Here is a 20,122-nt window from a genome sequence, read left to right as displayed (position 1 = left end):
TAAGAAATATCTATAATGTAAAAAACGGTAATTTTTCTATAACTTTTAAAGAATTGGGCTATTTTTTCTGGTATTTTCCAAGGAGTAGAAATGACCATAAAAATCAGTGCAAAAGGTTCGTTTTAAGAATGGCAATGCTTGACAGTAATTTATTGATCAACTCAATAAAAAGGATTATTTATTCAAAACCTGAAATTGCTGAAGCGCTGTTTTTAACTGCTCCGGATTTTTGAAATGAATACTGTGTATCCCCATTTTCCTTGCAGACTCTACGTTTTCAAGGCTATCATCTATAAAAACACTTTCTGAAGCAAGGAGTTTGAATCTTTCTAAAGTGATTTGGTAGATCTTTGGGAAGGGTTTTCTGGTGTGTTCTTCGCCACTAACAACAATTCCTTCGAATAGATTTAAGAAGTCAAAACGCTTTTTTGCAATTGGAAATGTTTCTGAACTCCAATTAGTCAAAGCATAAAGTTTTACTTCGTTCAAAGATTTTAATTTTCTTAAAATCAATTCAGTACCTTTTATTTCACCCTTTAGCATTTCTTCCCATCGATCATAAAAAAGACCTATTTCTTTTTCGAATTCCGGAAACTGTTGCTTTAGAATCTGAGCACCTTCATCAAAGGTTCTTCCGGCATCCTGTTCGATATTCCAATCATGATTGCACACATTATTGAGGAAAAATGACATTTTCTCCGGCGTTTCGGCAAACACTTTCTCATAGAGGTATTCAGGATTCCAATCGACTAAAACACCACCCAAATCGAAAATAACATTTTTAATTTTTGGATGCTTCATGTCAGAGTTCATTTTGAGAATTAGACTTATCAGAGTTTTCCATTAAAAATGCCTTGATAAAATTGTCAATTTCACCATTCAACACTGCGTCCACATTTGCTGTTTCTTCTTGGGTTCTAACATCTTTTACCAATTTATAGGGATGCATGACGTAATTTCTGATCTGAGAACCAAAATCAATCTTCATTTTTCCGGCTTCAATACTATCTCTTTTTTCACGCTGTTTTTGAAGCTCAATCTCATAGAGCTGTGATTTAAGCATCTGCATGGCCTTTTCACGATTTTCAAGTTGAGATCTTGTTTCGGAGTTTACCACCATGATACCTGAAGGTTTGTGTCGTAAAATGGCTTTGGTTTCTACTTTATTTACGTTTTGCCCACCGGCACCACCGGACCTGGCAAAGTCCCAGGAAATGTCAGCTGGGTTAATGTCAATTTCAATTGTATCATCCGCCAGTGGATAGACATATACAGAGGCAAAGGAAGTATGTCTTTTCGCATTGCTGTCAAAAGGAGAGATACGCACAAGTCTGTGAACCCCATTTTCACCTTTTAAATAGCCAAAGGCAAATTCTCCATCAATTTCCAGTGTAACAGTCTTTATACCTGCCACATCACCTCCCTGATAGTTTAGTTCTTTGATTTTATAGCCCTGTTTTTCACTCCACATCATATACATTCTCATGAGCATTTGCGCCCAGTCACAGCTTTCGGTTCCACCCGCTCCCGCCGTTATTTGAAGAACAGCACTTAAACTATCTCCTTCTTCTGAAAGCATGTTTTTAAACTCCAGAGATTCGAGAAAAGTAATGGATTTTTCATAATGCTTACCGACTTCCTCATCTGAGGCCTCACCTTCTTTGTAAAATTCAAATAAAACGGAAAGATCTTCGCAATCAGATTTGATGCGTTTATAATCATCCACCCATTTCTTTTTAGCTCTTAAGACCTTCATTAACCTTTCAGCTTCCTTAGAATTATTCCAGAATTCCGGGTCTGAGGCTTTTTCTTCCTCATTAGAGATTTCAATCAACTTTTTGTCAATATCCAGATAGCTTCTAAGATTATCTACACGTTCGACAATGTCTTTTATTTGATCAGCTGTAACCATGAGGCAAAAATAAACTAATTAATGACAATTGAAATTATGCGTTGAATTTTATAGTTTTAACAAAAATATTCATGATGAGTAAGCGTATTTTGAGTGTCGTTCTGTTTTTCGTCTGTCAGTTGACCTGGTCGCAGGATGCAGTATCCCTTAGTGAATCCACTAAGTATGAAGGTTTGTTCGACTTTTTTTATGATGAAAAGAAGGATAAGGTCTATTTGAAAGTGAAGACGTTAGAAAAGGAATTCCTTTATGTGAATGCCTTGTCCCAAGGAATTGGATCGAATGATATCGGTATTGACAGAGGTCAGTTGGGGAATGGGGTGGTCGTTAAATTTCATAAAGTTGGCAATAAGTTGTTGCTGCTGCAGCCGAATCAATGGTTCAGAGGGATCACCGACAATATGCAGGAAAAGAATAGCATCGAAGAGGCCTTTGCAAAATCAGTCTTGTTTGGCTTTGAGATTGAACAGGAGACAGGAGGCAGCTTTTTAGTCGATATTACAGACTTTTTGATTCGAGATGCACATGGAGTGTCCGCCAGGCTGAAACAAGGAAAGCAGGGTTCTTATACCCTTGATAAGGGAAGAAGCGGAATCAATCTTGAAAGAACTAGAGCCTTTCCAAAGAATATTGAATTTGATGTGTTGCTTACTTTCACGGGAGAGGCGGTAGGAAGAGAGATAAAAAGTGTGAGTCCAGATGCCTCAGCTGTAACCGTGTACCAGCATCATTCATTCGTGGAATTGCCGGATGAGGGTTATGTTCCGAGAAGCTATGATGTGCGTTCCGGGGGCTATCCCATGACTTATTTAGATTATGCAAGTCCGGTCAATGAACCGATTGAAAAACGTTTTATTTACCGGCATCGTTTAGAGAAAAAAGATAAAAATGCAGCCAGGAGCGAAGCTGTAGAGCCTATTATTTATTATCTGGATCCTGGTACCCCGGAGCCGGTTAGGTCCGCCTTGCTGGAAGGTGCTTCCTGGTGGAATCAGGCCTTTGAGGCAGCGGGTTATGAAAATGCTTTTCAGGTAGCCATGTTGCCTGAAGATGCTGATCCCATGGATCTTCGATATAATGTCATTCAATGGGTACATCGCTCAACAAGAGGCTGGAGTTATGGTGGAAGTATTTCAGATCCCCGAACGGGAGAAATCATCAAAGGGCATGTGAGTTTGGGTTCATTGCGCATTCGACAAGATTTTATGATAGCTCTGGCTTTGCAGTCGGCCTACAAAAGTACGGAAGCGAAGGATGATTTTGCCATGCAACTGGCTTTGGCAAGAATTAGGCAGCTATCAGCTCATGAAGTAGGACATACACTTGGTTTTGCCCATAATTTTGCGGCAAGTACGACCAACAGAGCATCCGTTATGGACTATCCGCATCCTTGGATAAAGCTGAAAGATGGTTCCCTTGATTTTTCTGAGGCATATGCTGTAGGCATCGGGGAATGGGACAAGATAATCGTGAAATATGCCTACGAAGAATTTCCCGTAAACGAATATCAGGAGCTACAGAAGCTCCTGGATGATGCTTTTTTATCGGGGTTTAGATATATTTCTGATGCTGATGCCAGAGCAAAAGGAGGTTCCCATGCCTATGCGCATTTGTGGGATAATGGCAATGATATTGTAGAGGAGCTGAATAGTGTTATGAAGGTGAGAAAGTATGCCATGGATCATTTTTCGCTCGATAATATTCGAAGTAAGGAGCCTTATTCGAAACTTGAAGATGTATTTGTGCCCCTTTATTTTTACCATCGTTACCAAACGGAGGCAGTCAGCAAGATGATTGGAGGCTGGGATTATTCTTTTTCCGTTAAAAGCGGCACGTCACAGGAAATGAGACAAGTTGCTCCTGAAAAGCAAAGGGAGGCCCTGGAAGAACTGATGAAAACTATTTCAGTTGAGAATCTGGTGATTCCTGAATCGTTGCTGCCACTTTTTCCACCAAGAGCTATCTCTTACGGCAGAAGCAGGGAGTCCTTTAAAAGTAATCTGGGCGTTAATTTTGATCCTTTTGCTGCGGCAGCGACCGCCTCATCGCATACCTTCAGACTATTATTGCATCCTGAAAGAACTTCAAGACTCATTTTAGGTCAAAGTTTGGATAAAGATCAATTATCATTTGAAGAGTTGCTGGATGTATTGTATGAGAATACTTTTAAGAAAGAGCACAAGAATGGATATGTCACTCAGATTCAAAATGTTATTAACGAACAGTTTTTGCAGGATCTGTTTGATTTGTTGTCCGACGAAAAGGTTTATTTTCAAGTGAAGGCCATCGGACTTGGCAAACTTACTGAGTGGAGTTCGATGTTGACATCAGGAAATAAAAAAGATGATGCACAAGGTTTGGAGCAGTATTTAAAAAGGCAAATAGATACTTTTATCAAGGATCCAACTTCAAGAACATCCTCCAATATATTAGAAATCCCGGATGGTTCTCCCATCGGTATGGATTCATTTGAATGAACAACGTGATATTGAAACAGTATGTATATGGACATCAATTGTGATTTAGGAGAAGGTATATCAGGCGAGGAGGCCATCATGTCTTTGGTGGATTCCTGCAGTATCGCCTGTGGAGGTCATTACGGTGATGCCGATTCGATGATCAAAACACTTACACTTGCTCAGAAATTTGGTGTCAAGGCCGGCGCACATCCGTCGTATATTGACCCAATAAATTTTGGTAGAAAAGTAATGGACATATCTCCGGTGCGATTAAAACAGCAAATAATGGAGCAAATTTCAACCTTAGATCAGCTTTCCAAATCCATAGGGTTGACATTGCATCATGTAAAAGCGCATGGAGCACTGTATAATGAGGCAGCACGTAACAAAACAATTGGCAATGTATTGATTGATTCAGTTGTTAGTTTTGGGCGAGATCTTTGTATATTCGTTCCCTATGCATCTAATTTACATCAACTGGCAATTGATAGAAATGTAAAGCACTGGATTGAAGTTTTTGCGGATCGAAATTATAGGGAAAACTATGAATTGATTTCAAGAGGCCATGAGAATGCTGTAATATTAGAGCCATTAAAAGTTAAAAACAGGGTGAGAATGATGGTCCAAGAACGACAGGTAAAGTTAGAAAACGGACAGGGATTGCCCATAGAATTTGATACAATTTGCGTTCATGGTGATCATCCCAAAGCCTTCGAAATAGTAAAAGGTTTAAACGCACTTAAACAAGAATCATCTTGAATTTATACAAGTTAAAATATAAACCTTTGGGCAGTATTGCTGTTCTTATTGAATGGCCGAAGTCAATTGAGCAGGCTGTGTTAAAAAACATCAACCTTTTTCGTCACAAAATACATGTGGATATGGGAGAATATGTTTTAGAAACAGTTCCTGCCTATAATTCGCTCACTGTTTTTTTTGATACGAGTAAAATAAAATACTCCGGGGTAGTTACAGATCTGAAGGAAATTTATGCTTCAAAGGATCAGAAATTACTCACGGCGAATACCATCTGGAAGATTCCGGTATGTTACGAAGATGAATTTGGTCTGGATATTAAAAAACTGGCCATGGCGAAAAAAATAAGTAAGGAGAAAATTATCAGCCTTCATAGTGAGCCATTATACGACATATATTTTATTGGTTTTTTACCTGGATTCCTCTATTTAGGTGGCCTGCCCGAAGTTTTGGAATATCCCAGGAAAGACAAGCCAAGATTAAAGATCAAGCAGGGTGATGTGGCCTTGGCAGGAAATCAAACAGGGATATACCCAAGAAGTAGTCCCGGAGGTTGGAATATTCTTGGAAATTCACCACTTCGCTTTTTTAATGTGGATGAATTTCCACCTTGTTTTGCGGTGGCAGGTGATAAGGTGCAATTTGTGCCAATTAGTAAAGAAGAACACAGTAATATCCTTCTGGAAGTGGAAAAAGGGACGTATAAAATACAAAGCGAGATTTATGGATAATAATATGCTTATTTTATCGGAAGGAATGCATACTTCTATCCAGGATCTGGGAAGAAAGGGGTACCGTGCCTTTGGAGTTCCGATTTCGGGAGCCATGGATAAGTACAGTGCCATCCTTGCCAATAAGCTGCTGAATAACGATGAGAAACTTCCGGTCATGGAGATGACCCTTATTGGTCCAAAAATTTTATTTGAAGACAACAGTCTCATTGTTTTAACCGGTGCCGACATGGCTCCTCATATCAATGGTGAGGCAATTCAAATGAATTTTGTTTACAAGGTAACCACCAGCGATGTGTTGAGTTTTGGAAATTTAAAAACAGGAGCCAGAACCTATCTGGGTGTGAAAGGAGGCTTTCTGACAGAAGAAAAATTGAATAGTTTTTCCTATTATGAAGGTGTTACTTCAAAAGAGAAAGTGCAGAAGGGAGATCGGCTTAAAATTGCATCTATTGAGGCAGGTTTGAATCCAAGCTCTTCAAAAATTAAAGTGAAGAGTGCTCATTTTAAAGAAAAGAAGCTGGAAGTGACCAAAGGTCCTGAATTCAACAGATTGACGAAAAAACATCGAGAATTGTTATTTTCAAAGGAATTTAAAATAGATGCTCATAACAATCGAATGGGGTATCAGTTAAAGAATAAATTCCCTCCGATTAAAAACGGAGAGATCATCACCTCGACGACAATTCCGGGAACTATCCAATTAACGCCTTCAGGTAAACTTATTATCATGATGCGCGACTGCCCTACAACGGGAGGTTACCCAAGGATTCTGCAACTCACCGATATCGCCATCAATCAATTGGCGCAGAAAAAAGAAAATGATAGTTTTAAGTTCGATTTGGAGAGTAGTTTTGATTTTTTAGGAAGGCTGGTGAATCGATTTAAGGATTAGGATAGATATAATTTGGTATGAAGAAAGAAGAAATAAACCTCATAAGTGATACAATTACACGTCCCACAGAACCGATGCTAGAGTATATGATGAAAGCGAAGGTAGGAGATGATGTATTTGGAGCTGACCCTACAGTGATAGACCTGCAGGATAAGGTGGCCGAGATGTTTGGAATGGAAGCGGCCTTGTTTTTTCCTTCAGGAACCATGGCAAATCAGGCGGCAATCAAAATTCATACACAGCCCGCAGAGCAGCTCATTTGCGATAAATGGTCACATGTGTATAATTATGAAAGCGGAGGAGCCTCCTTTCATTCAGGTGTTTCCTGTAATTTAATCGATGGAGACCGCGGAATGTTTAAGGCCTCTCAGCTAGAGGACCATATTCACGATCCGGAATTGTATTATTTACCCAAGTCAAGTTTGGTGGTAGTGGAAAACACAACCAACAAAGGTGGAGGTGCCTGCTGGGATTATACGGAACTGGAAAAGGTCAGGCAAATTTCTTCAGCGCATAAGTTGGCCTGTCATCTGGATGGGGCGCGTTTATTTAATGCCTTGGTCGCTAAAAACGAGTCACCAAAACAATATGGGGGCCTATTTGATACGATATCGATATGTCTTTCAAAAGGTTTGGGAGCACCTATAGGTTCTGTTTTGTTGTCCACTAAGGACAATATTAAAAAGGCTGTGCGTATTCGAAAGCTTTTTGGCGGAGGAATGCGTCAGGTTGGATATTTGGCGGCTGCGGGTATATATGCCTTGGATCATCATGTGGAGCGGTTGGCTGAAGATCACGACAAGGCTAAAAAGATTGGAAGTATATTGGAGAAATCTGAATGGGTATCGAAGGTAGAGCCGATTGAAACCAATATAATTATATTCAATTTGCACAAGCATCTGGATGAATCTATGTTCCTGCAACATCTCGAAAAAGCTCAGATCAAAATTATTTCAATGGGAGAGGGGAAGCTGAGGATCGTAACCCATCTTGATTTTACTGATTCAATGCTGGAGAAAGTGCTTTATGTTTTAGAATCGATGCCTGGCTAGGAAGAGCAAGCCTTTCTTTTTTCTACCTTTTAATTGCTGAAAAATAGCTTATTTTTGTAATGTCTCCGTCAAGGGGCCGTCCTAGAGAGAAAATAATAAGAGAAGATGAAGAAAGTTAGTTTTATGTTGCCCTTGGTTTTAGTGTTGACTTTAAATGTATTTGCGCAAAAAAAGAATAAAAATATGAATGATCAATTGGCTGTAGCCACCTTTGGAAATGGTTGTTTTTGGTGTACAGAAGCTATTTTTCAGCAGTTAAAAGGAGTGAAAACCGTGTTGCCAGGCTATACGGGCGGAGAGGTGAAGAATCCTACTTATAAGGAAGTATGTACGGGTACTACCGGGCATGCTGAAGCTATTCAGATAACCTATGATCCGGCTGTGATTGATTATAGAGCCTTGTTAGATGTTTTTTTCTATACGCATGATCCGACAACGTTGAACAGACAGGGAGGAGATGTTGGTACTCAATATAGATCAGCTATCTTTTTTCACGATAAAGAGCAACAGGCAGAAGCCGTGAATATCATCAATCAGTTGACGGCAGAAGGAGTGTATACCGATCCTATAGTGACAGAGGTGACTGAAATTGATATATTCTACGATGCAGAAGCCTATCATCAGAATTACTATAACAACAATAAGAACCAAGGTTATTGCAGGGCTGTGATCAATCCTAAGTTGGATAAATTCATGAAGAAATATGGTTCAATGACCAAGTAAACAGGGTGATTTTCGATAGACCTCTTTAAATGGTCATGGAAAAAATTCTTGTTTCCGGTTTATTGTTAATCAGCTTCAGGTCAAAAGCCATACAGATGTTTCTGACAAACATCCGACCCTTTTCTTTAACAATCAGTTTGTTTTCGGAAGATTGTACCAATCCATCATCAAACATTTCCTGTAAGCGGTTCAGAATTTCATTTTTCGTTTTCTGATCAAGCCCAAGATTCCATTCGGTTTCCAGGTTGCACATTAAATTTAATATATGCTTTCTGATAATCAGGTCATTGGTGCTCAGAAGATGTCCTCTGAAAATCGGAATCAAGCCTTCGTTTACTTTATCTGTATAGGCCTCAACTGATTTTTCATTTTGGGCAAAAGCGTACCAGGAATCACTTATAGAGGACATTCCCAAACCAATCATAAGTTCGGTTTTTCCTGCGGTATATCCCATAAAATTTCGATGTAAGTGCTTGTTATCCATCGCTTTGTATAAGGAGTCACTTGGAAGTGCAAAATGATCCATGCCAATTTCTACATAACCCGCATCAAAAAACAATTGCTTCCCTAATTCATACAAGTGTCTTTTCTCTTTGTCTTTTGGAAGGTCATTTTCATCATAACCTCGTTGCCCAACTCCTTTGATCCATGGCACATGGGCATAACTATAGTAGGCTATGCGATCAGGTTTTAGGGCAATTGTATTTTTAATGGTGTTTCTGATGCTTTCTTCCGTCTGGAATGGCAGGCCAAATACCAGATCATGACTGATAGAGGTGTATCCGATCTTTTTAGACAGCTCGTGAATCTTTTCTATCTGTTCGAAACTTTGAACTCTATTGATAGCCTTTTGTACTATAGGATCGTAGTCCTGAATACCAAAACTATTCCTTCTTGAGCCCAGATCATATAGCATCTGAAGCTGCTCTTCTGAAGTGTGGTTCGGGTGAGCCTCATAACTAAATTCAAAATCTTCAAACTTATCGGCTCGTTGGAAGATTCCGTCAATTAGTTTCTTTAGGTTGTTGGCAGAAAAAAAAGTAGGGGTGCCTCCTCCAAGGTGTATCTCACGTATTTTGGGTCTCTCTTTGATCAAATCACAATAAAGGTCCCATTCTTTAAGCACTGTTTCCATATAGGGTGTTTCCACGCTATGCCTTTTGGTAATTCGCTTATGGCAGGCACAAAAAGTGCAGAGGTTTTCACAAAATGGTAAATGAATATATAAGGTGATTCCTTCTTTCTCATTGCTCTCGTTAAAAGCCCTGATAGTAGTCTGCTTCCAATCAGCAACAGCAATACCTTCTTTATCCCAAAACGGAACCGTTGGGTAGCTGGTGTATCTCGGACCAGGAATATTGTATTTTTGAATCAGCTCTTTATTCATTTCCATTATATTTTAGACCGTTAAGCCTCGTATTCTTTTACAGCATCAATAAATGCTTTGGCATGATCAACAGGAATATTTGGCAGTATTCCATGACCCAAATTTACAATGTATTTATCTTTTCCAAAATCATTGATCATTTGTGTAACGATTTTTTTGATTTCAGCTGGTGGAGATAACAGTCTTGACGGATCCATATTTCCTTGAAGAGTAACATTGTTGTTTGTCAGCTTACGCGCAATTTTAGGACTTAAGGTCCAATCCACACCCAATGCGGAAACATGAGACTTTGCCATTTCTTCCATGGCAAACCAACATCCTTTTCCAAATGCAATAACCGGCGCCTCATGGTGTAAAGCGTCGATGATCTGTTTGATATATCTCCATGAAAACTCTTGATAATCAGTCGGTGATAGCATACCTCCCCAAGAATCAAAAATCTGCACAGCATCAACTCCGGCCTTGACTTTTTCTTTTAAATACGCAATGCTGGTGTCCGTGATTTTTTGTAGCAACTGATGTGCTGCAACCGGTTGGGTAAAACAAAACTCTTTTGCCTTGTCAAATGATTTTGATCCCTGACCTTGCACACAATAGCAAAAAACGGTCCATGGAGAGCCCGCGAAACCAATCAGAGGAATTTCATCGTTTAACTTTTCTTTGGTCATTTTGATGGCATCCATTACATAGCCCAATGTCTCATGGATATCGGGAACAATGGTTTCGTCAACATCTTTTTGACTGCGAATCGGGTTCGGTAAATAGGGGCCAAGACCTGCTTTCATTTCAAAAGGAATGTTCATGGCCTGAGGCACCACAAGAATGTCTGAAAATAAGATGGCAGCATCCATGCCATAACGTCGTATCGGTTGTACAGTGATTTCCGAGGCCAATTCAGGAGTCCTGCAGCGCGTAAAAAAATCATATTTTTCTTTAATAGCCATAAACTCCGGTAAATACCTTCCAGCCTGTCTCATCATCCATACGGGAGGTCTTGAAACAGTTTCGCCTCTCAGGGCTTTTAAGAATAAATCGTTCTTGATCATAATTATCTCTGGTCTCTAACAGCAATGCTGCTTTCAATTATTTTTTTGTTTGTTTTTCACTTACTTTGACCATTGAAATCTCAATGGCTCGTTCAATTTTCTTCAGATCCTTTTTACTTAAGGCGGAGGATAAAAACCAGGCTTCAAATTGTGAAGGAGGTAAAAACACACCGTTTTCCATCATTTGCCAAAAGAAGATTTTAAAACTATCTGTATTGCAGGTCTGGGCAGTACTAAAATCGGTCACTTCCTGGTCCGTAAAAAAAGGATTGATCATAGACCCGAAATGATTCACTTGTAAAGCCACTCCATGCCTATCGGCCGATGCCAGGAGCATCTCTTTTATCTTTTTCGCTTTTTTATTAAAAGATTTATAAGGATTCTGCTTTTTTAATTCTTTGAGAGTGGCAATTCCACAGGCCATGGCAATCGGGTTTCCGGAAAGTGTTCCGGCCTGATACATCGCTCCTAAAGGAGCCACCATATTCATTATTTCATCACTTGCTCCATAAGCTCCTACAGGAAAACCGCCTCCAATCACTTTGCCCAGACAGGTAATGTCAGCTTCCACTCCTAATAATTCTTGAGCACCGCCAAATTTTGATCTGAAGCCTGTCATAACTTCATCTAAAATTAACAGAATACCCTTTTCTTTGGTAAGGGCACGCAGTCCTTGGATGAATTCCTGGCTTGGCTCAACAACACCCATATTTCCGGCTATCGGTTCTACGATCACGGCGGCTATATCGTTGTTTTGCTCAATGTGTTTTTGAACACTTTCAAGGTTGTTGAATTCTGCAATGAGCGTGTTTTTTACAGCTTCATCCGGTACACCTGCGCTTCCAGGCAGGCTCAAGGTAGCCAGCCCCGATCCCGCAGCCACTAGCAAGGCATCTGTATGACCGTGGTAACAGCCGGAAAATTTGATAATTTTATTGTGTCCTGTGTAAGCCCTTGCTAATCTGATCGCACTTAATACAGCTTCTGTCCCGGAATTGACAAAGCGAACTTTGTCCATGCCCGGAAAGGCATTACAAACCATTTTAGCCAGTTTGATCTCTTTATTGGTTGAGGCACCAAAAGTATATCCTTTTTTGAGCCCCTTTTTAATAGATTTCTCTACTTTTTCATGGCGATGACCTAAGATCATAGGCCCATAAGACAATACCATATCAACGTATTCATTTCCGTCTACATCAACAATTTTACTTCCTTTGGCATGATCAATAAAAACGGGTACACCTCCTACAGATTTAAAGGCTCTTACCGGCGAATTAACCGCCCCTACAAGGTTTTTTTGCCCCTTGGTATAAAGTTCTATGGATTTTTCTAACTTCATTTGTAACTAATTTCTTGCTATTGATTCTTTAATAAATACTTGGCGACATCTTTTGCAAAATAAGTGATGATAATGTCGGCACCTGCTCTTTTCATGGAAAGCAAACTCTCCATCATTACTTTTTCTTCATCGATCCAGCCTTTTTCAGCAGCAGCTTTAATCATGGAATACTCTCCACTGACGTTATAACAGGCCACAGGGCGATCAAAATTGTTTTTAATATCTCTGATGATGTCTAAATAAGACAGTGCCGGCTTCACCATGAGAATATCAGCACCTTCCTGATCGTCAAAATTCGCTTCACGTAAGGCTTCATCTCTATTGGAAGGATCCATTTGATAGGTTCTTCGATCTCCAAAGCTAGGCGTTGAATCTGCGGCATCTCTAAAAGGACCGTAGTAAGCGGAAGCATACTTAACAGCGTATGACATTACCGGTAAATTCGGGAAACCAGTTTGATCCAATGCTTCTCGAATCGTTGAGATCATCCCATCCATCATGCCTGATGGAGCTACCATATCTGCACCCGCTTTGGCATGAGATATAACCTGCTTTGCCAGGTTGACCAAAGTGGCGTCGTTATCTACGTCTTTGTCATGGATAATGCCACAGTGTCCGTGATTGGTATATTCGCAAAAACAAACATCCGTAATCACATAAAGCTGTGGGTACTGTTTTTTAATAAAGCGTATGGCCTGTTGTATGACCCCTTGATCGTTCCAGGTTTGTGAACCGATTTCATCTTTAGAACTTGGAATGCCAAAAAGTAATACAGCAGGAATGTTTAATGCACTTACCTCGTCCAGCTCCTTGGATATTCTATCCAATGAAAATCTTTTAATGCCGGGCATGGAAGGGATCTCTGATTCTATTTCCTTACCCTCTTCTATGAATAATGGATAAATCAGATCATTCAACTGAAGACTATTTTCTCTTACAAGTCTCCTGATATTTTCTGTTCTGCGAAGTCTTCGGGTTCTGTTCATGATGCAGCTGTTTTATTTCGAAAAGTAAGCATTTACAGCGTTGAGCACACTTTCAACCGAAGGAAGTTTGGCTTCCACTACCGTAGCGAAATGTTTTTTGGCTTCAGCAGAGGTGGTGCTACCAATACAGAAAACCACGGGATCTCTGTCTGTATTTTTGCTTAGATAACTTTCAATTCCTGAAGGACTGTAAAATAACAGGCCTTGGTATTTTTTTTCCAGAACGTTGGGCGTCAACAAAGTCTGGTAGGCAATCACTTCGTTTAATTGCATGTTGGCTTTCGCCAATATTTCGGGCAATTCATCGCGCCTTTTATTGCCGCAAAAATAAGTGACCTCGCCCTGCTTTATATGAGTAGCCATATATTCGGCCAGTTTTGAGGCGGAATTTTCGACATGGCTAACCTTGCCGATTTTTCGTTCAATGAGTCGTTTGGTTCTCCTCCCGACACAATAAATATTTTCAAAATTCAATTCCGAAGCCATAAAGCTCTCCAATACTGCTTCAACACCATTTTGACTGGTGAATATGACATGTTTTATGGGTGTTTTAACTATTGCGGGTTTTAATCGATTAAAACGTATGGTGATAAAATCACTCATATCGACTCCTATGTCTTGATTCAGGGCACTCTTTTGTCCAATAGATAAATTTTTAGTAGAAAAAATATTGATATCCTTTACGACTTCCCCTGTTTTTCGCATCATCTTTTTACCACCACGATCAAGAATGTAGGAAGCAGCAAATTGAGCGATGTCAGTGGTGTGGTTTACAGGAACTGTTTTTGAGAATTCAATTTTTTGTTTCCCATCGGTACTAAACAGCGCGCCTTTAAATTTAAGTTCGTCATCTTTGATCATTGCCAAGGCACCTATCGGTGCAGAACATCCACCTTCTAACTTATTTAAGAATTCTCTCTCTATTCCTACGCAGATCTCCGTTTCTTTATCATTCAATTCAGCGCAAATCTCTAATAGTTCTTTATCCTTTCCCAAAGCTGCTACCATAACAGCACCCTGTGCCGGAGCAGGAAGCATCCAGTCGAGTTTGAGTAAGTTGTCTGGCAACAAACCAATTCTTTTGAGTCCGGCCATGGCAAAAATGGCACCGTTCCATTCGTTTTCTTCCAGTTTTTTTAACCGTGTGTTTACGTTTCCTCTCAACCCCGTTATGGTGTGGTGCGGAAACCTGTACAACCATTGTGCTTTTCTTCTCAGGCTCCCAGTAGCAATGGTGGCTGTTTTTCTGGTAAAAAATTCTTCATCATCTTTCAAAACCAATATGTCGTGATGAAGTCCTCTTTTTAGTACTGCTGCCTGAACGATTCCTTCCGGTAAGATCGTAGGGACATCTTTTAAAGAATGCACAGCAATGTCTATCTTATCATTTAGCAATGCGACATCCAGATTCTTCGTAAATACTCCTGTTGTTCCGAGTTCGTATAATGGTTTGTTTAAAACAGCATCTCCAATTGAATCAATCTTAACGATTTCAGTTTCATGTCCCAGATAAATCAATTGGTTAGAGACAGTATTGGCCTGCCATAGTGCCAATTCACTGGACCTGGTTCCAATTCTAATAACTTTTTTCATACTTAGTTTTCTGTAGTCTCTAAATTAAAAACTTCTTTCATCACCTTGATGCTCTGGTTGGCCTGAGTATTTTCCGCTTTCAGATGCATGGCAAACTTCGAAACAATCTTGTTGATCATTTGAGAAGTAACATTCTCAAGAAGTTCCTCGCTTATTTGTTCATGCTTTTTAGCGTGGGAGATGATGGCATCTTTTTGAATTAATTCAAGTGATTTTTTAAGAGAGTTAATGGCAGGAGTACTTCTTCTGAACATTAGCCATTCGTAAAATTCAGATTTGTGTTTTTGTATAATTTCTTCTACCAAAGGAATTTGCTTTTTGCGATCTTCGATAGTTTTTTTAGTTTTTTCTGATAATATATCTACATCGATTACTTTACAATTCTCAAGATCATTGATCAATGGATCAGCATTTCTTGGAATAGAAAGGTCAATCACGAGTTGTTTTTTATCAGATGGCATCATGTTTGCCGTTAGCGTTGGATTTGAGGCACCAGTGGCCACGACAATTATATCGGAAGATTGAACCAGATTCTCTAGTTCCTGATGCATTGCAACGTGCACATCCACCTCTGTACCTAATTGATGAGCTGTTGCATCAGTTCTGTTGATAACGGTAATATGATGTGCCTTTAAATATTCAGCGCAGCTTCGGGCTGTGCTCTTACCAATGTCACCGAGGCCATATACCAAGATGTTCTGTGGATTTTTTTTACTGTATTTATCTTTGATGTATTGAATGGCTGCATAAGAAACAGTAGTAGTCCCTGAACTAATACTCGTTTTGTTTTTAGTTTCCTTACTGGCCTGAAGCGATACATTAAAAAGTCTTTCCAAATACGCATTTAAGGTGCCCGCCTCTTTTGCAAGATTAAAAGCATCTTTCAGCTGACCTACGATTTCATAGTCTCCCAGAATCTGACTGTCGACTCCCGTGGCTATTCTTATAATATGTTCTGAAGCATCACTGTTTTTATAGACGTAGGATACTTTTGCAAACTCTTCAACAGTTCCTTTGGAATATTTACATAATAAAGAAATCAACTGGAATGGGTGCTTGGCAAATCCCATTATTTCTATACGATTACAGGTAGAAAGAATGACAACACTATTAATGTTTATCTGCTTCGCTTCAGAAAGTAGTTGCTTTTGTTTCTCTTTGCTCAAACTAAAATTACTTCGGGTAACAACATCCGCTTTTTTGTAATTCAAGCCAATCACATAGAATTTTTTGCAATCTGAATTTTTAGTCATATCAGGATTAATCATTGAAATCGTGGTTAGTATCTTTGGTACATTAAGTTATTTTTCAAAATTACGCTATAAGAATTTTCTAAACCATGATTAATATCACATTCCAATTTGTCATTTTTATACTTCAAGAAACACTGTAAAGTGCAATAAATACGGTATGCTTCATGAATCTTACTAAAATAGTATGTGGCAAAAATAATTAGATAGGTTTGGAAAAGATATCGTTTGAAATAAAAAAAATAACGATAAAAAATATAAGAATGTTGTTTAAAAAATAGACAAGTCTGGCATTTTCAAAATGGAAAACTAGTATATTTACCACTCTAAAAAATAATTTTAAAATAGCGAAAAATTGGGAAAGAAAGGTGTATTGTTGGTCAATTTGGGTTCTCCGGATAGTACTGAAGTAAAGGATGTTAGGCGTTATCTGGATGAGTTTTTGATGGATGAACGAGTGATTGATATTCCTTATTGGAAGCGGTATTTACTCATCAAAGGAATCATATTAAATACGCGTCCCAAAAAATCTGCTGCTGCTTATAAGAAGATTTGGTGGAAAGAAGGATCCCCCTTAGTTGTGATTTCAGAACGATTTACAGAAAAACTAAAAAAGAAAGTGGATTTGCCGATCGCACTGGGTATGCGTTATGGATCCATGAGTATTGAAAATGCTTTAAACGAACTAAAGCAACAGGGAGTAAGCGAGGTTTTCCTGATACCTCTTTATCCTCATTATGCGATGTCATCGTTTGAAACCGTCGTAGAAAAGGCGAAGGACCTGCTCAAGGCTTCATTTAAAGAAATGTCTTTGACAGTTCAGCCTGCTTTTTATGATGACCCAGATTATATTCGGGTGATGAGCGAAAATTTAAAGGATCAATTGGAGGGCTTTGAATATGATCACATCTTATTTTCCTATCATGGAATTCCTGAAAGACATATCTATAAAGGAGATCCGACCGGAACTCATTGTAAACTTGATGGGAGTTGTTGTGAAACCAGCTCCGAAGCGCATAAAACATGTTATAGACATCAGTGCTTTGAAACGACCAAGGCCATGGTAAAAGAGTTGGGATTGAAGGAAGGAACCTACAGGAATTCTTTTCAATCACGCCTTTTAAAGGATCCTTGGTTAAAACCATATACTGATCATGAATTAGAAGCCATGCCTGAACAGGGAATCAAGAAGCTGGCTGTTATTACTCCGGCATTTGTTGCCGATTGTTTAGAAACTTTGGAAGAAATTGCCATGGAAGGTAAGGAGGAGTTTTTGCAATTTGGAGGAGAAGATTTTAAGCATATTGCCTGTTTGAATGAAAATGAGGCATGGGTTGCTGTTGTTCAGAATTGGATAGAAGAGTGGCAATCTAATTAGATTACAATGGCTTATTTGTACGTTAAATCTTTGCATATAATTTTTGTAACCACTTGGTTTGCAGGACTTTTTTATATTATTAGACTTTTTATTTATTATAAAGAAGCGGAAGAAAAAGAAGAACCAAGTCAGTCGATTCTCAAAAAACAATATGCCTTGATGAGTAAACGATTGTGGTATATTATTACCTGGCCATCGGCTGTATTGGCAACCTTGTTTGCGGTATGGTTGCTGGTTTTGCAACCTTTTTGGCTCGAAGCAAACTGGATGTTGATCAAGCTGGGATTTGTCGCCTTGCTTTTTGCATACCATATATCTTGTCAGATGATGTACAATCAGATCGCTAAAGGGTATTTAAACTATTCTTCCAATGGTTTAAGGATCTGGAACGAGGTCGCTACAATCATACTTTTCGCCTGTGTTTTTCTGGTGGTTCTAAAAACTACGCTTGGCTGGGTCTTTGGAGTTGCGGGCATTCTTGGCGTTTCTATCTTGCTGATGTTAGGTATAAAATTGTACAAGAAGATTCGGGCCAGAAGAAGTTGGGACGAAAAATAATCAAGCCCTTTTAAGTAAAAATCTATCATATGGAGAACCTGACAAAACGCCAAAAATTATTGATAGGGATTCTTTTTGATCTGATAGGAATGTTGTCCTATATATTTCCCTTAATAGATGTGGTGTGGGCGCCTTTGTCAGCTTTTTTGATGATAAAACTGTACAAAGGAAATATAGGTAAAGTAGGGGGGATCATTTCTTTTATCGAAGAAGCAGTTCCGGGATTTGATTTTTTTCCATCCTTTACGCTCACCTGGTTTTTTGTCTACTACCTGAACGGAAAAAAAACTACTTAAAAAATCTGCCAAGACCCATTCGTTGAAGCATCTTCTTTTCAAAATTCCAGAAAAAAGTAAATTGACCAAATACCCAGCCGACAAGCGGTAATGTAATTTGATATACAGGGAATATTAGGATAATCCTCAGAAAGATATAGAGAAAATAGGGTTTGGTCGTTTCTTCGTTAAGACCGATGTAATTTGTAATAGGTCCTGCGACCCAGGCGGCAAAAGATCCATTAATTGCAAATACAAGCAAAATGGCAATCACTTGCCAATTCGAGGTAATTCCCCATCGTTTTTTCAACTTCTCCATTGATTTTCCTCTTTTCGGCAAATGTAAGTATAAATACTAAATGAACAAATTCTATGAGTCAATAATGATTGGTAATCAGATCTCCTCATGCATTTTTTCTTAAACCTCACAAGCGTTATTTTTAGTATCTTTCCGACAAATAAATTATGGCAATGAAGAAATTGGCTTTGCATTGGAAAATATTGTTAGGAATGGTGCTTGGGGTGGCTTTTGGTTTCCTTATGGTTAGTTTCTCAGGTGGTAAGGAAATTGTTCAGGACTGGGTCAAGCCTTTCGGAACTATTTTTATCAATGCTTTAAAACTTATTGCAGTGCCTCTGATTCTGGGTTCTTTGATTTCAGGTGTTTCTGATTTAAAGGATATTTCCAAGCTATCTAAAATGGGAGGTAAGACTATTTTAATTTATTTATCAACGACGATAGTGGCGGTCAGCATAGGTTTGATTTTAGTGAATGCTGTTACACCTGGTGATTCGATCAATGAAAAAACAAGATCTGATTTAGTAGCTAATTATTCTCAGAATACGCAAAAGTATAAAGATGAGGCAGCGGCACAGCAGAATAATGGGCCTTTACAGGCGCTGGTGGACTTAGTCCCTGATAATATTATAGGTGCTGCCGGAAAGAATAAGAATATGCTGCAGGTAATATTTTTTGCTGTATTCTTTGGTGTCGGTTTGATCTTATTACCTGAAGAAAGGGCCAAGCCGGTCAAGGATTTTTTCAATAGCTTTAATGAGGTGATTCTGAAAATGATCGATTTAATCATGTTGACCGCGCCGTATGGTGTATTCGCGTTATTGGCAGCTTTAATTGTCGAGTCTCCCAGTGCTGATTTGTTCAAGGCATTGGGTTGGTATGCTCTGACTGTGTTGGTCGGATTGTTTTTAATGGTTGTGTTCTATACGATTTTGGTATTTATCTTTACAGGAAAGAAACCCAACGAATTTTTGAATGGTATCTCGCCGGCTCAATTACTGGCCTTTTCTACGAGCTCAAGTGCAGCAACGCTTCCCGTAACCATGGAGCGAGTGCAGGAACATTTGGGCGTTGATGAGGAGGTTTCGAGTTTCGTTTTACCAATTGGAGCTACCATAAATATGGATGGAACCAGCTTGTACCAGGCAGTGGCGGCGGTTTTTATTGCTCAGGCCTTTGGGATGGATTTATCCCTGGGTGTACAATTAGGAATTGTAGCAACGGCCACACTGGCAAGTATTGGATCTGCAGCTGTACCGGGTGCAGGGATGGTGATGCTGGTAATTGTTTTGGCTCAGGCAGGAATACCCGAAGCGGGTTTGGCTTTGATCTTTGCCGTTGACAGACCCCTGGATATGTGCAGAACTGTTGTAAACGTTACCGGGGACGCCACAGTATCCATGCTAATCGCCAAATCAGAAGGCATGCTGGGAGAGCCGGATGTGCACGATTGGGATGATAGTTATAAAAAAGACGAAGCTTAG

At 39.3% G+C, this 20,122-nt stretch carries 19 protein-coding genes; 10 read left to right on the top strand and 9 right to left on the bottom strand.

Translation table 11 applies throughout. The features are described 5' to 3' along the window. Positions 1 to 174: 174 nt before the first annotated feature. Both ACR2MV_RS11990 and prfB read right to left on the bottom strand, forming a co-directional pair. A complete protein-coding gene (locus ACR2MV_RS11990; RefSeq protein ID WP_434022156.1) occupies positions 175 to 801 on the bottom strand; it encodes an HAD family hydrolase in 627 nt (208 codons plus the stop codon). Position 802: 1 nt separating this feature from the next. Beyond that, positions 803 to 1,912, bottom strand: a complete 1,110-nt coding sequence (gene prfB / locus ACR2MV_RS11985) for a peptide chain release factor 2 (RefSeq protein ID WP_434022155.1) — start codon at positions 1,910 to 1,912, stop codon at positions 803 to 805. A gap of 71 nt (positions 1,913 to 1,983) precedes the next feature. On the opposite strand from prfB, the gene ACR2MV_RS11980 reads away from it, so the two are divergent. From ACR2MV_RS11980 to msrA, 6 genes are all read left to right on the top strand, one after another. After that, complete coding sequence (locus tag ACR2MV_RS11980; RefSeq protein WP_434022154.1) at positions 1,984 to 4,389, top strand: zinc-dependent metalloprotease; 2,406 nt, start codon at positions 1,984 to 1,986, stop codon at positions 4,387 to 4,389. 27 nt (positions 4,390 to 4,416) lie between these two features. Then, positions 4,417 to 5,130, top strand: a complete 714-nt coding sequence (pxpA, locus tag ACR2MV_RS11975) for a 5-oxoprolinase subunit PxpA (protein WP_434022153.1) — start codon at positions 4,417 to 4,419, stop codon at positions 5,128 to 5,130. Further along, on the top strand, positions 5,127 to 5,858 hold the full coding sequence (gene pxpB / locus ACR2MV_RS11970; protein WP_434022152.1) for a 5-oxoprolinase subunit PxpB: 732 nt from the start codon (positions 5,127 to 5,129) through the stop codon (positions 5,856 to 5,858). The genes pxpA and pxpB overlap by 4 nt, the downstream gene beginning before the upstream one ends. Then, positions 5,851 to 6,753: a biotin-dependent carboxyltransferase family protein gene (locus ACR2MV_RS11965; protein ID WP_434022151.1), complete on the top strand. Its 903-nt coding sequence runs from the start codon at positions 5,851 to 5,853 to the stop codon at positions 6,751 to 6,753. Before pxpB ends, ACR2MV_RS11965 begins: the two co-directional genes overlap by 8 nt. Positions 6,754 to 6,770: 17 nt before the next feature. Continuing rightward, positions 6,771 to 7,805, top strand: coding sequence for a threonine aldolase family protein (locus ACR2MV_RS11960; RefSeq protein ID WP_434022150.1), 1,035 nt, complete (start codon positions 6,771 to 6,773; stop codon positions 7,803 to 7,805). 183 nt (positions 7,806 to 7,988) lie between these two features. Next, the gene (gene msrA / locus ACR2MV_RS11955) at positions 7,989 to 8,528 is read left to right on the top strand and encodes a peptide-methionine (S)-S-oxide reductase MsrA (protein ID WP_434022165.1); all 540 of its coding nucleotides are present in this window, start codon (positions 7,989 to 7,991) and stop codon (positions 8,526 to 8,528) included. A 25-nt stretch (positions 8,529 to 8,553) separates the two neighbouring features. Here the strand turns inward: msrA and hemN are convergent, their stop codons facing one another. From hemN to hemA, 6 genes are read right to left on the bottom strand one after another with little or no spacing between them, the layout of a single operon-like run. Continuing rightward, positions 8,554 to 9,915, bottom strand: a complete 1,362-nt coding sequence (gene hemN / locus ACR2MV_RS11950; protein ID WP_434022149.1) for an oxygen-independent coproporphyrinogen III oxidase — start codon at positions 9,913 to 9,915, stop codon at positions 8,554 to 8,556. A gap of 20 nt (positions 9,916 to 9,935) precedes the next feature. Then, positions 9,936 to 10,961 (bottom strand): uroporphyrinogen decarboxylase, encoded by a 1,026-nt coding sequence (gene hemE / locus ACR2MV_RS11945; RefSeq protein WP_434022148.1) that lies wholly within the window; start codon positions 10,959 to 10,961, stop codon positions 9,936 to 9,938. A 37-nt stretch (positions 10,962 to 10,998) separates the two neighbouring features. Then, the gene (gene hemL / locus ACR2MV_RS11940) at positions 10,999 to 12,300 is read right to left on the bottom strand and encodes a glutamate-1-semialdehyde 2,1-aminomutase (RefSeq protein ID WP_434022147.1); all 1,302 of its coding nucleotides are present in this window, start codon (positions 12,298 to 12,300) and stop codon (positions 10,999 to 11,001) included. Between the two features lie 17 nt (positions 12,301 to 12,317). Next, positions 12,318 to 13,286 (bottom strand): porphobilinogen synthase, encoded by a 969-nt coding sequence (hemB, locus tag ACR2MV_RS11935; protein WP_434022146.1) that lies wholly within the window; start codon positions 13,284 to 13,286, stop codon positions 12,318 to 12,320. Between the two features lie 12 nt (positions 13,287 to 13,298). After that, on the bottom strand, positions 13,299 to 14,879 hold the full coding sequence (gene hemC, locus ACR2MV_RS11930; RefSeq protein ID WP_434022145.1) for a hydroxymethylbilane synthase: 1,581 nt from the start codon (positions 14,877 to 14,879) through the stop codon (positions 13,299 to 13,301). A gap of 2 nt (positions 14,880 to 14,881) precedes the next feature. Then, complete coding sequence (gene hemA / locus ACR2MV_RS11925; RefSeq protein ID WP_434022144.1) at positions 14,882 to 16,132, bottom strand: glutamyl-tRNA reductase; 1,251 nt, start codon at positions 16,130 to 16,132, stop codon at positions 14,882 to 14,884. Positions 16,133 to 16,484: 352 nt separating this feature from the next. On the opposite strand from hemA, the gene hemH reads away from it, so the two are divergent. From hemH to ACR2MV_RS11910, 3 genes are read left to right on the top strand one after another with little or no spacing between them, the layout of a single operon-like run. After that, positions 16,485 to 17,507 carry a ferrochelatase gene (hemH, locus tag ACR2MV_RS11920; protein ID WP_434022143.1) on the top strand — a complete coding sequence of 341 codons (1,023 nt, stop codon included), beginning with the start codon at positions 16,485 to 16,487 and terminating at the stop codon, positions 17,505 to 17,507. Positions 17,508 to 17,513: 6 nt separating this feature from the next. Next, on the top strand, positions 17,514 to 18,065 hold the full coding sequence (locus ACR2MV_RS11915; protein ID WP_434022142.1) for a CopD family protein: 552 nt from the start codon (positions 17,514 to 17,516) through the stop codon (positions 18,063 to 18,065). Positions 18,066 to 18,094: 29 nt separating this feature from the next. Beyond that, the gene (locus ACR2MV_RS11910; RefSeq protein WP_434022141.1) at positions 18,095 to 18,361 is read left to right on the top strand and encodes a hypothetical protein; all 267 of its coding nucleotides are present in this window, start codon (positions 18,095 to 18,097) and stop codon (positions 18,359 to 18,361) included. Here ACR2MV_RS11910 and ACR2MV_RS11905 read toward each other — a convergent pair. Next, complete coding sequence (locus ACR2MV_RS11905; RefSeq protein WP_434022140.1) at positions 18,354 to 18,659, bottom strand: DUF6787 family protein; 306 nt, start codon at positions 18,657 to 18,659, stop codon at positions 18,354 to 18,356. The two genes, ACR2MV_RS11910 and ACR2MV_RS11905, sit on opposite strands and share 8 nt — an antisense overlap. A gap of 152 nt (positions 18,660 to 18,811) precedes the next feature. On the opposite strand from ACR2MV_RS11905, the gene ACR2MV_RS11900 reads away from it, so the two are divergent. Continuing rightward, complete coding sequence (locus tag ACR2MV_RS11900; protein WP_434022139.1) at positions 18,812 to 20,122, top strand: dicarboxylate/amino acid:cation symporter; 1,311 nt, start codon at positions 18,812 to 18,814, stop codon at positions 20,120 to 20,122.

Origin of the sequence: Lutimonas sp. (assembly GCF_051011215.1) — a bacterium.
Lineage (GTDB): Bacteria > Bacteroidota > Bacteroidia > Flavobacteriales > Flavobacteriaceae > Lutimonas.
Note: the sequence above shows the minus strand (reverse complement) of the source record. Positions and strands in the feature narration are given on the sequence as shown.

Bases quoted from the DNA above. Each gene is read 5' to 3' on its own strand.
- ACR2MV_RS11990 (WP_434022156.1), bottom strand. From the start codon at position 801: ATGAAGCATCCAAAAATTAAAAATGTTATTTTCGATTTGGGTGGTGTT.
- prfB (WP_434022155.1), bottom strand. From the start codon at position 1,912: ATGGTTACAGCTGATCAAATAAAAGACATTGTCGAACGTGTAGATAAT.
- ACR2MV_RS11980 (WP_434022154.1), top strand. From the start codon at position 1,984: ATGATGAGTAAGCGTATTTTGAGTGTCGTTCTGTTTTTCGTCTGTCAG.
- pxpA (WP_434022153.1), top strand. From the start codon at position 4,417: ATGGACATCAATTGTGATTTAGGAGAAGGTATATCAGGCGAGGAGGCC.
- ACR2MV_RS11965 (WP_434022151.1), top strand. From the start codon at position 5,851: ATGGATAATAATATGCTTATTTTATCGGAAGGAATGCATACTTCTATC.
- ACR2MV_RS11960 (WP_434022150.1), top strand. From the start codon at position 6,771: ATGAAGAAAGAAGAAATAAACCTCATAAGTGATACAATTACACGTCCC.
- msrA (WP_434022165.1), top strand. From the start codon at position 7,989: ATGAATGATCAATTGGCTGTAGCCACCTTTGGAAATGGTTGTTTTTGG.
- hemN (WP_434022149.1), bottom strand. From the start codon at position 9,915: ATGAATAAAGAGCTGATTCAAAAATACAATATTCCTGGTCCGAGATAC.
- hemE (WP_434022148.1), bottom strand. From the start codon at position 10,961: ATGATCAAGAACGATTTATTCTTAAAAGCCCTGAGAGGCGAAACTGTT.
- hemL (WP_434022147.1), bottom strand. From the start codon at position 12,300: ATGAAGTTAGAAAAATCCATAGAACTTTATACCAAGGGGCAAAAAAAC.
- hemB (WP_434022146.1), bottom strand. From the start codon at position 13,286: ATGAACAGAACCCGAAGACTTCGCAGAACAGAAAATATCAGGAGACTT.
- hemC (WP_434022145.1), bottom strand. From the start codon at position 14,879: ATGAAAAAAGTTATTAGAATTGGAACCAGGTCCAGTGAATTGGCACTA.
- hemA (WP_434022144.1), bottom strand. From the start codon at position 16,132: ATGACTAAAAATTCAGATTGCAAAAAATTCTATGTGATTGGCTTGAAT.
- ACR2MV_RS11915 (WP_434022142.1), top strand. From the start codon at position 17,514: ATGGCTTATTTGTACGTTAAATCTTTGCATATAATTTTTGTAACCACT.
- ACR2MV_RS11910 (WP_434022141.1), top strand. From the start codon at position 18,095: ATGGAGAACCTGACAAAACGCCAAAAATTATTGATAGGGATTCTTTTT.
- ACR2MV_RS11905 (WP_434022140.1), bottom strand. From the start codon at position 18,659: ATGGAGAAGTTGAAAAAACGATGGGGAATTACCTCGAATTGGCAAGTG.
- ACR2MV_RS11900 (WP_434022139.1), top strand. From the start codon at position 18,812: ATGAAGAAATTGGCTTTGCATTGGAAAATATTGTTAGGAATGGTGCTT.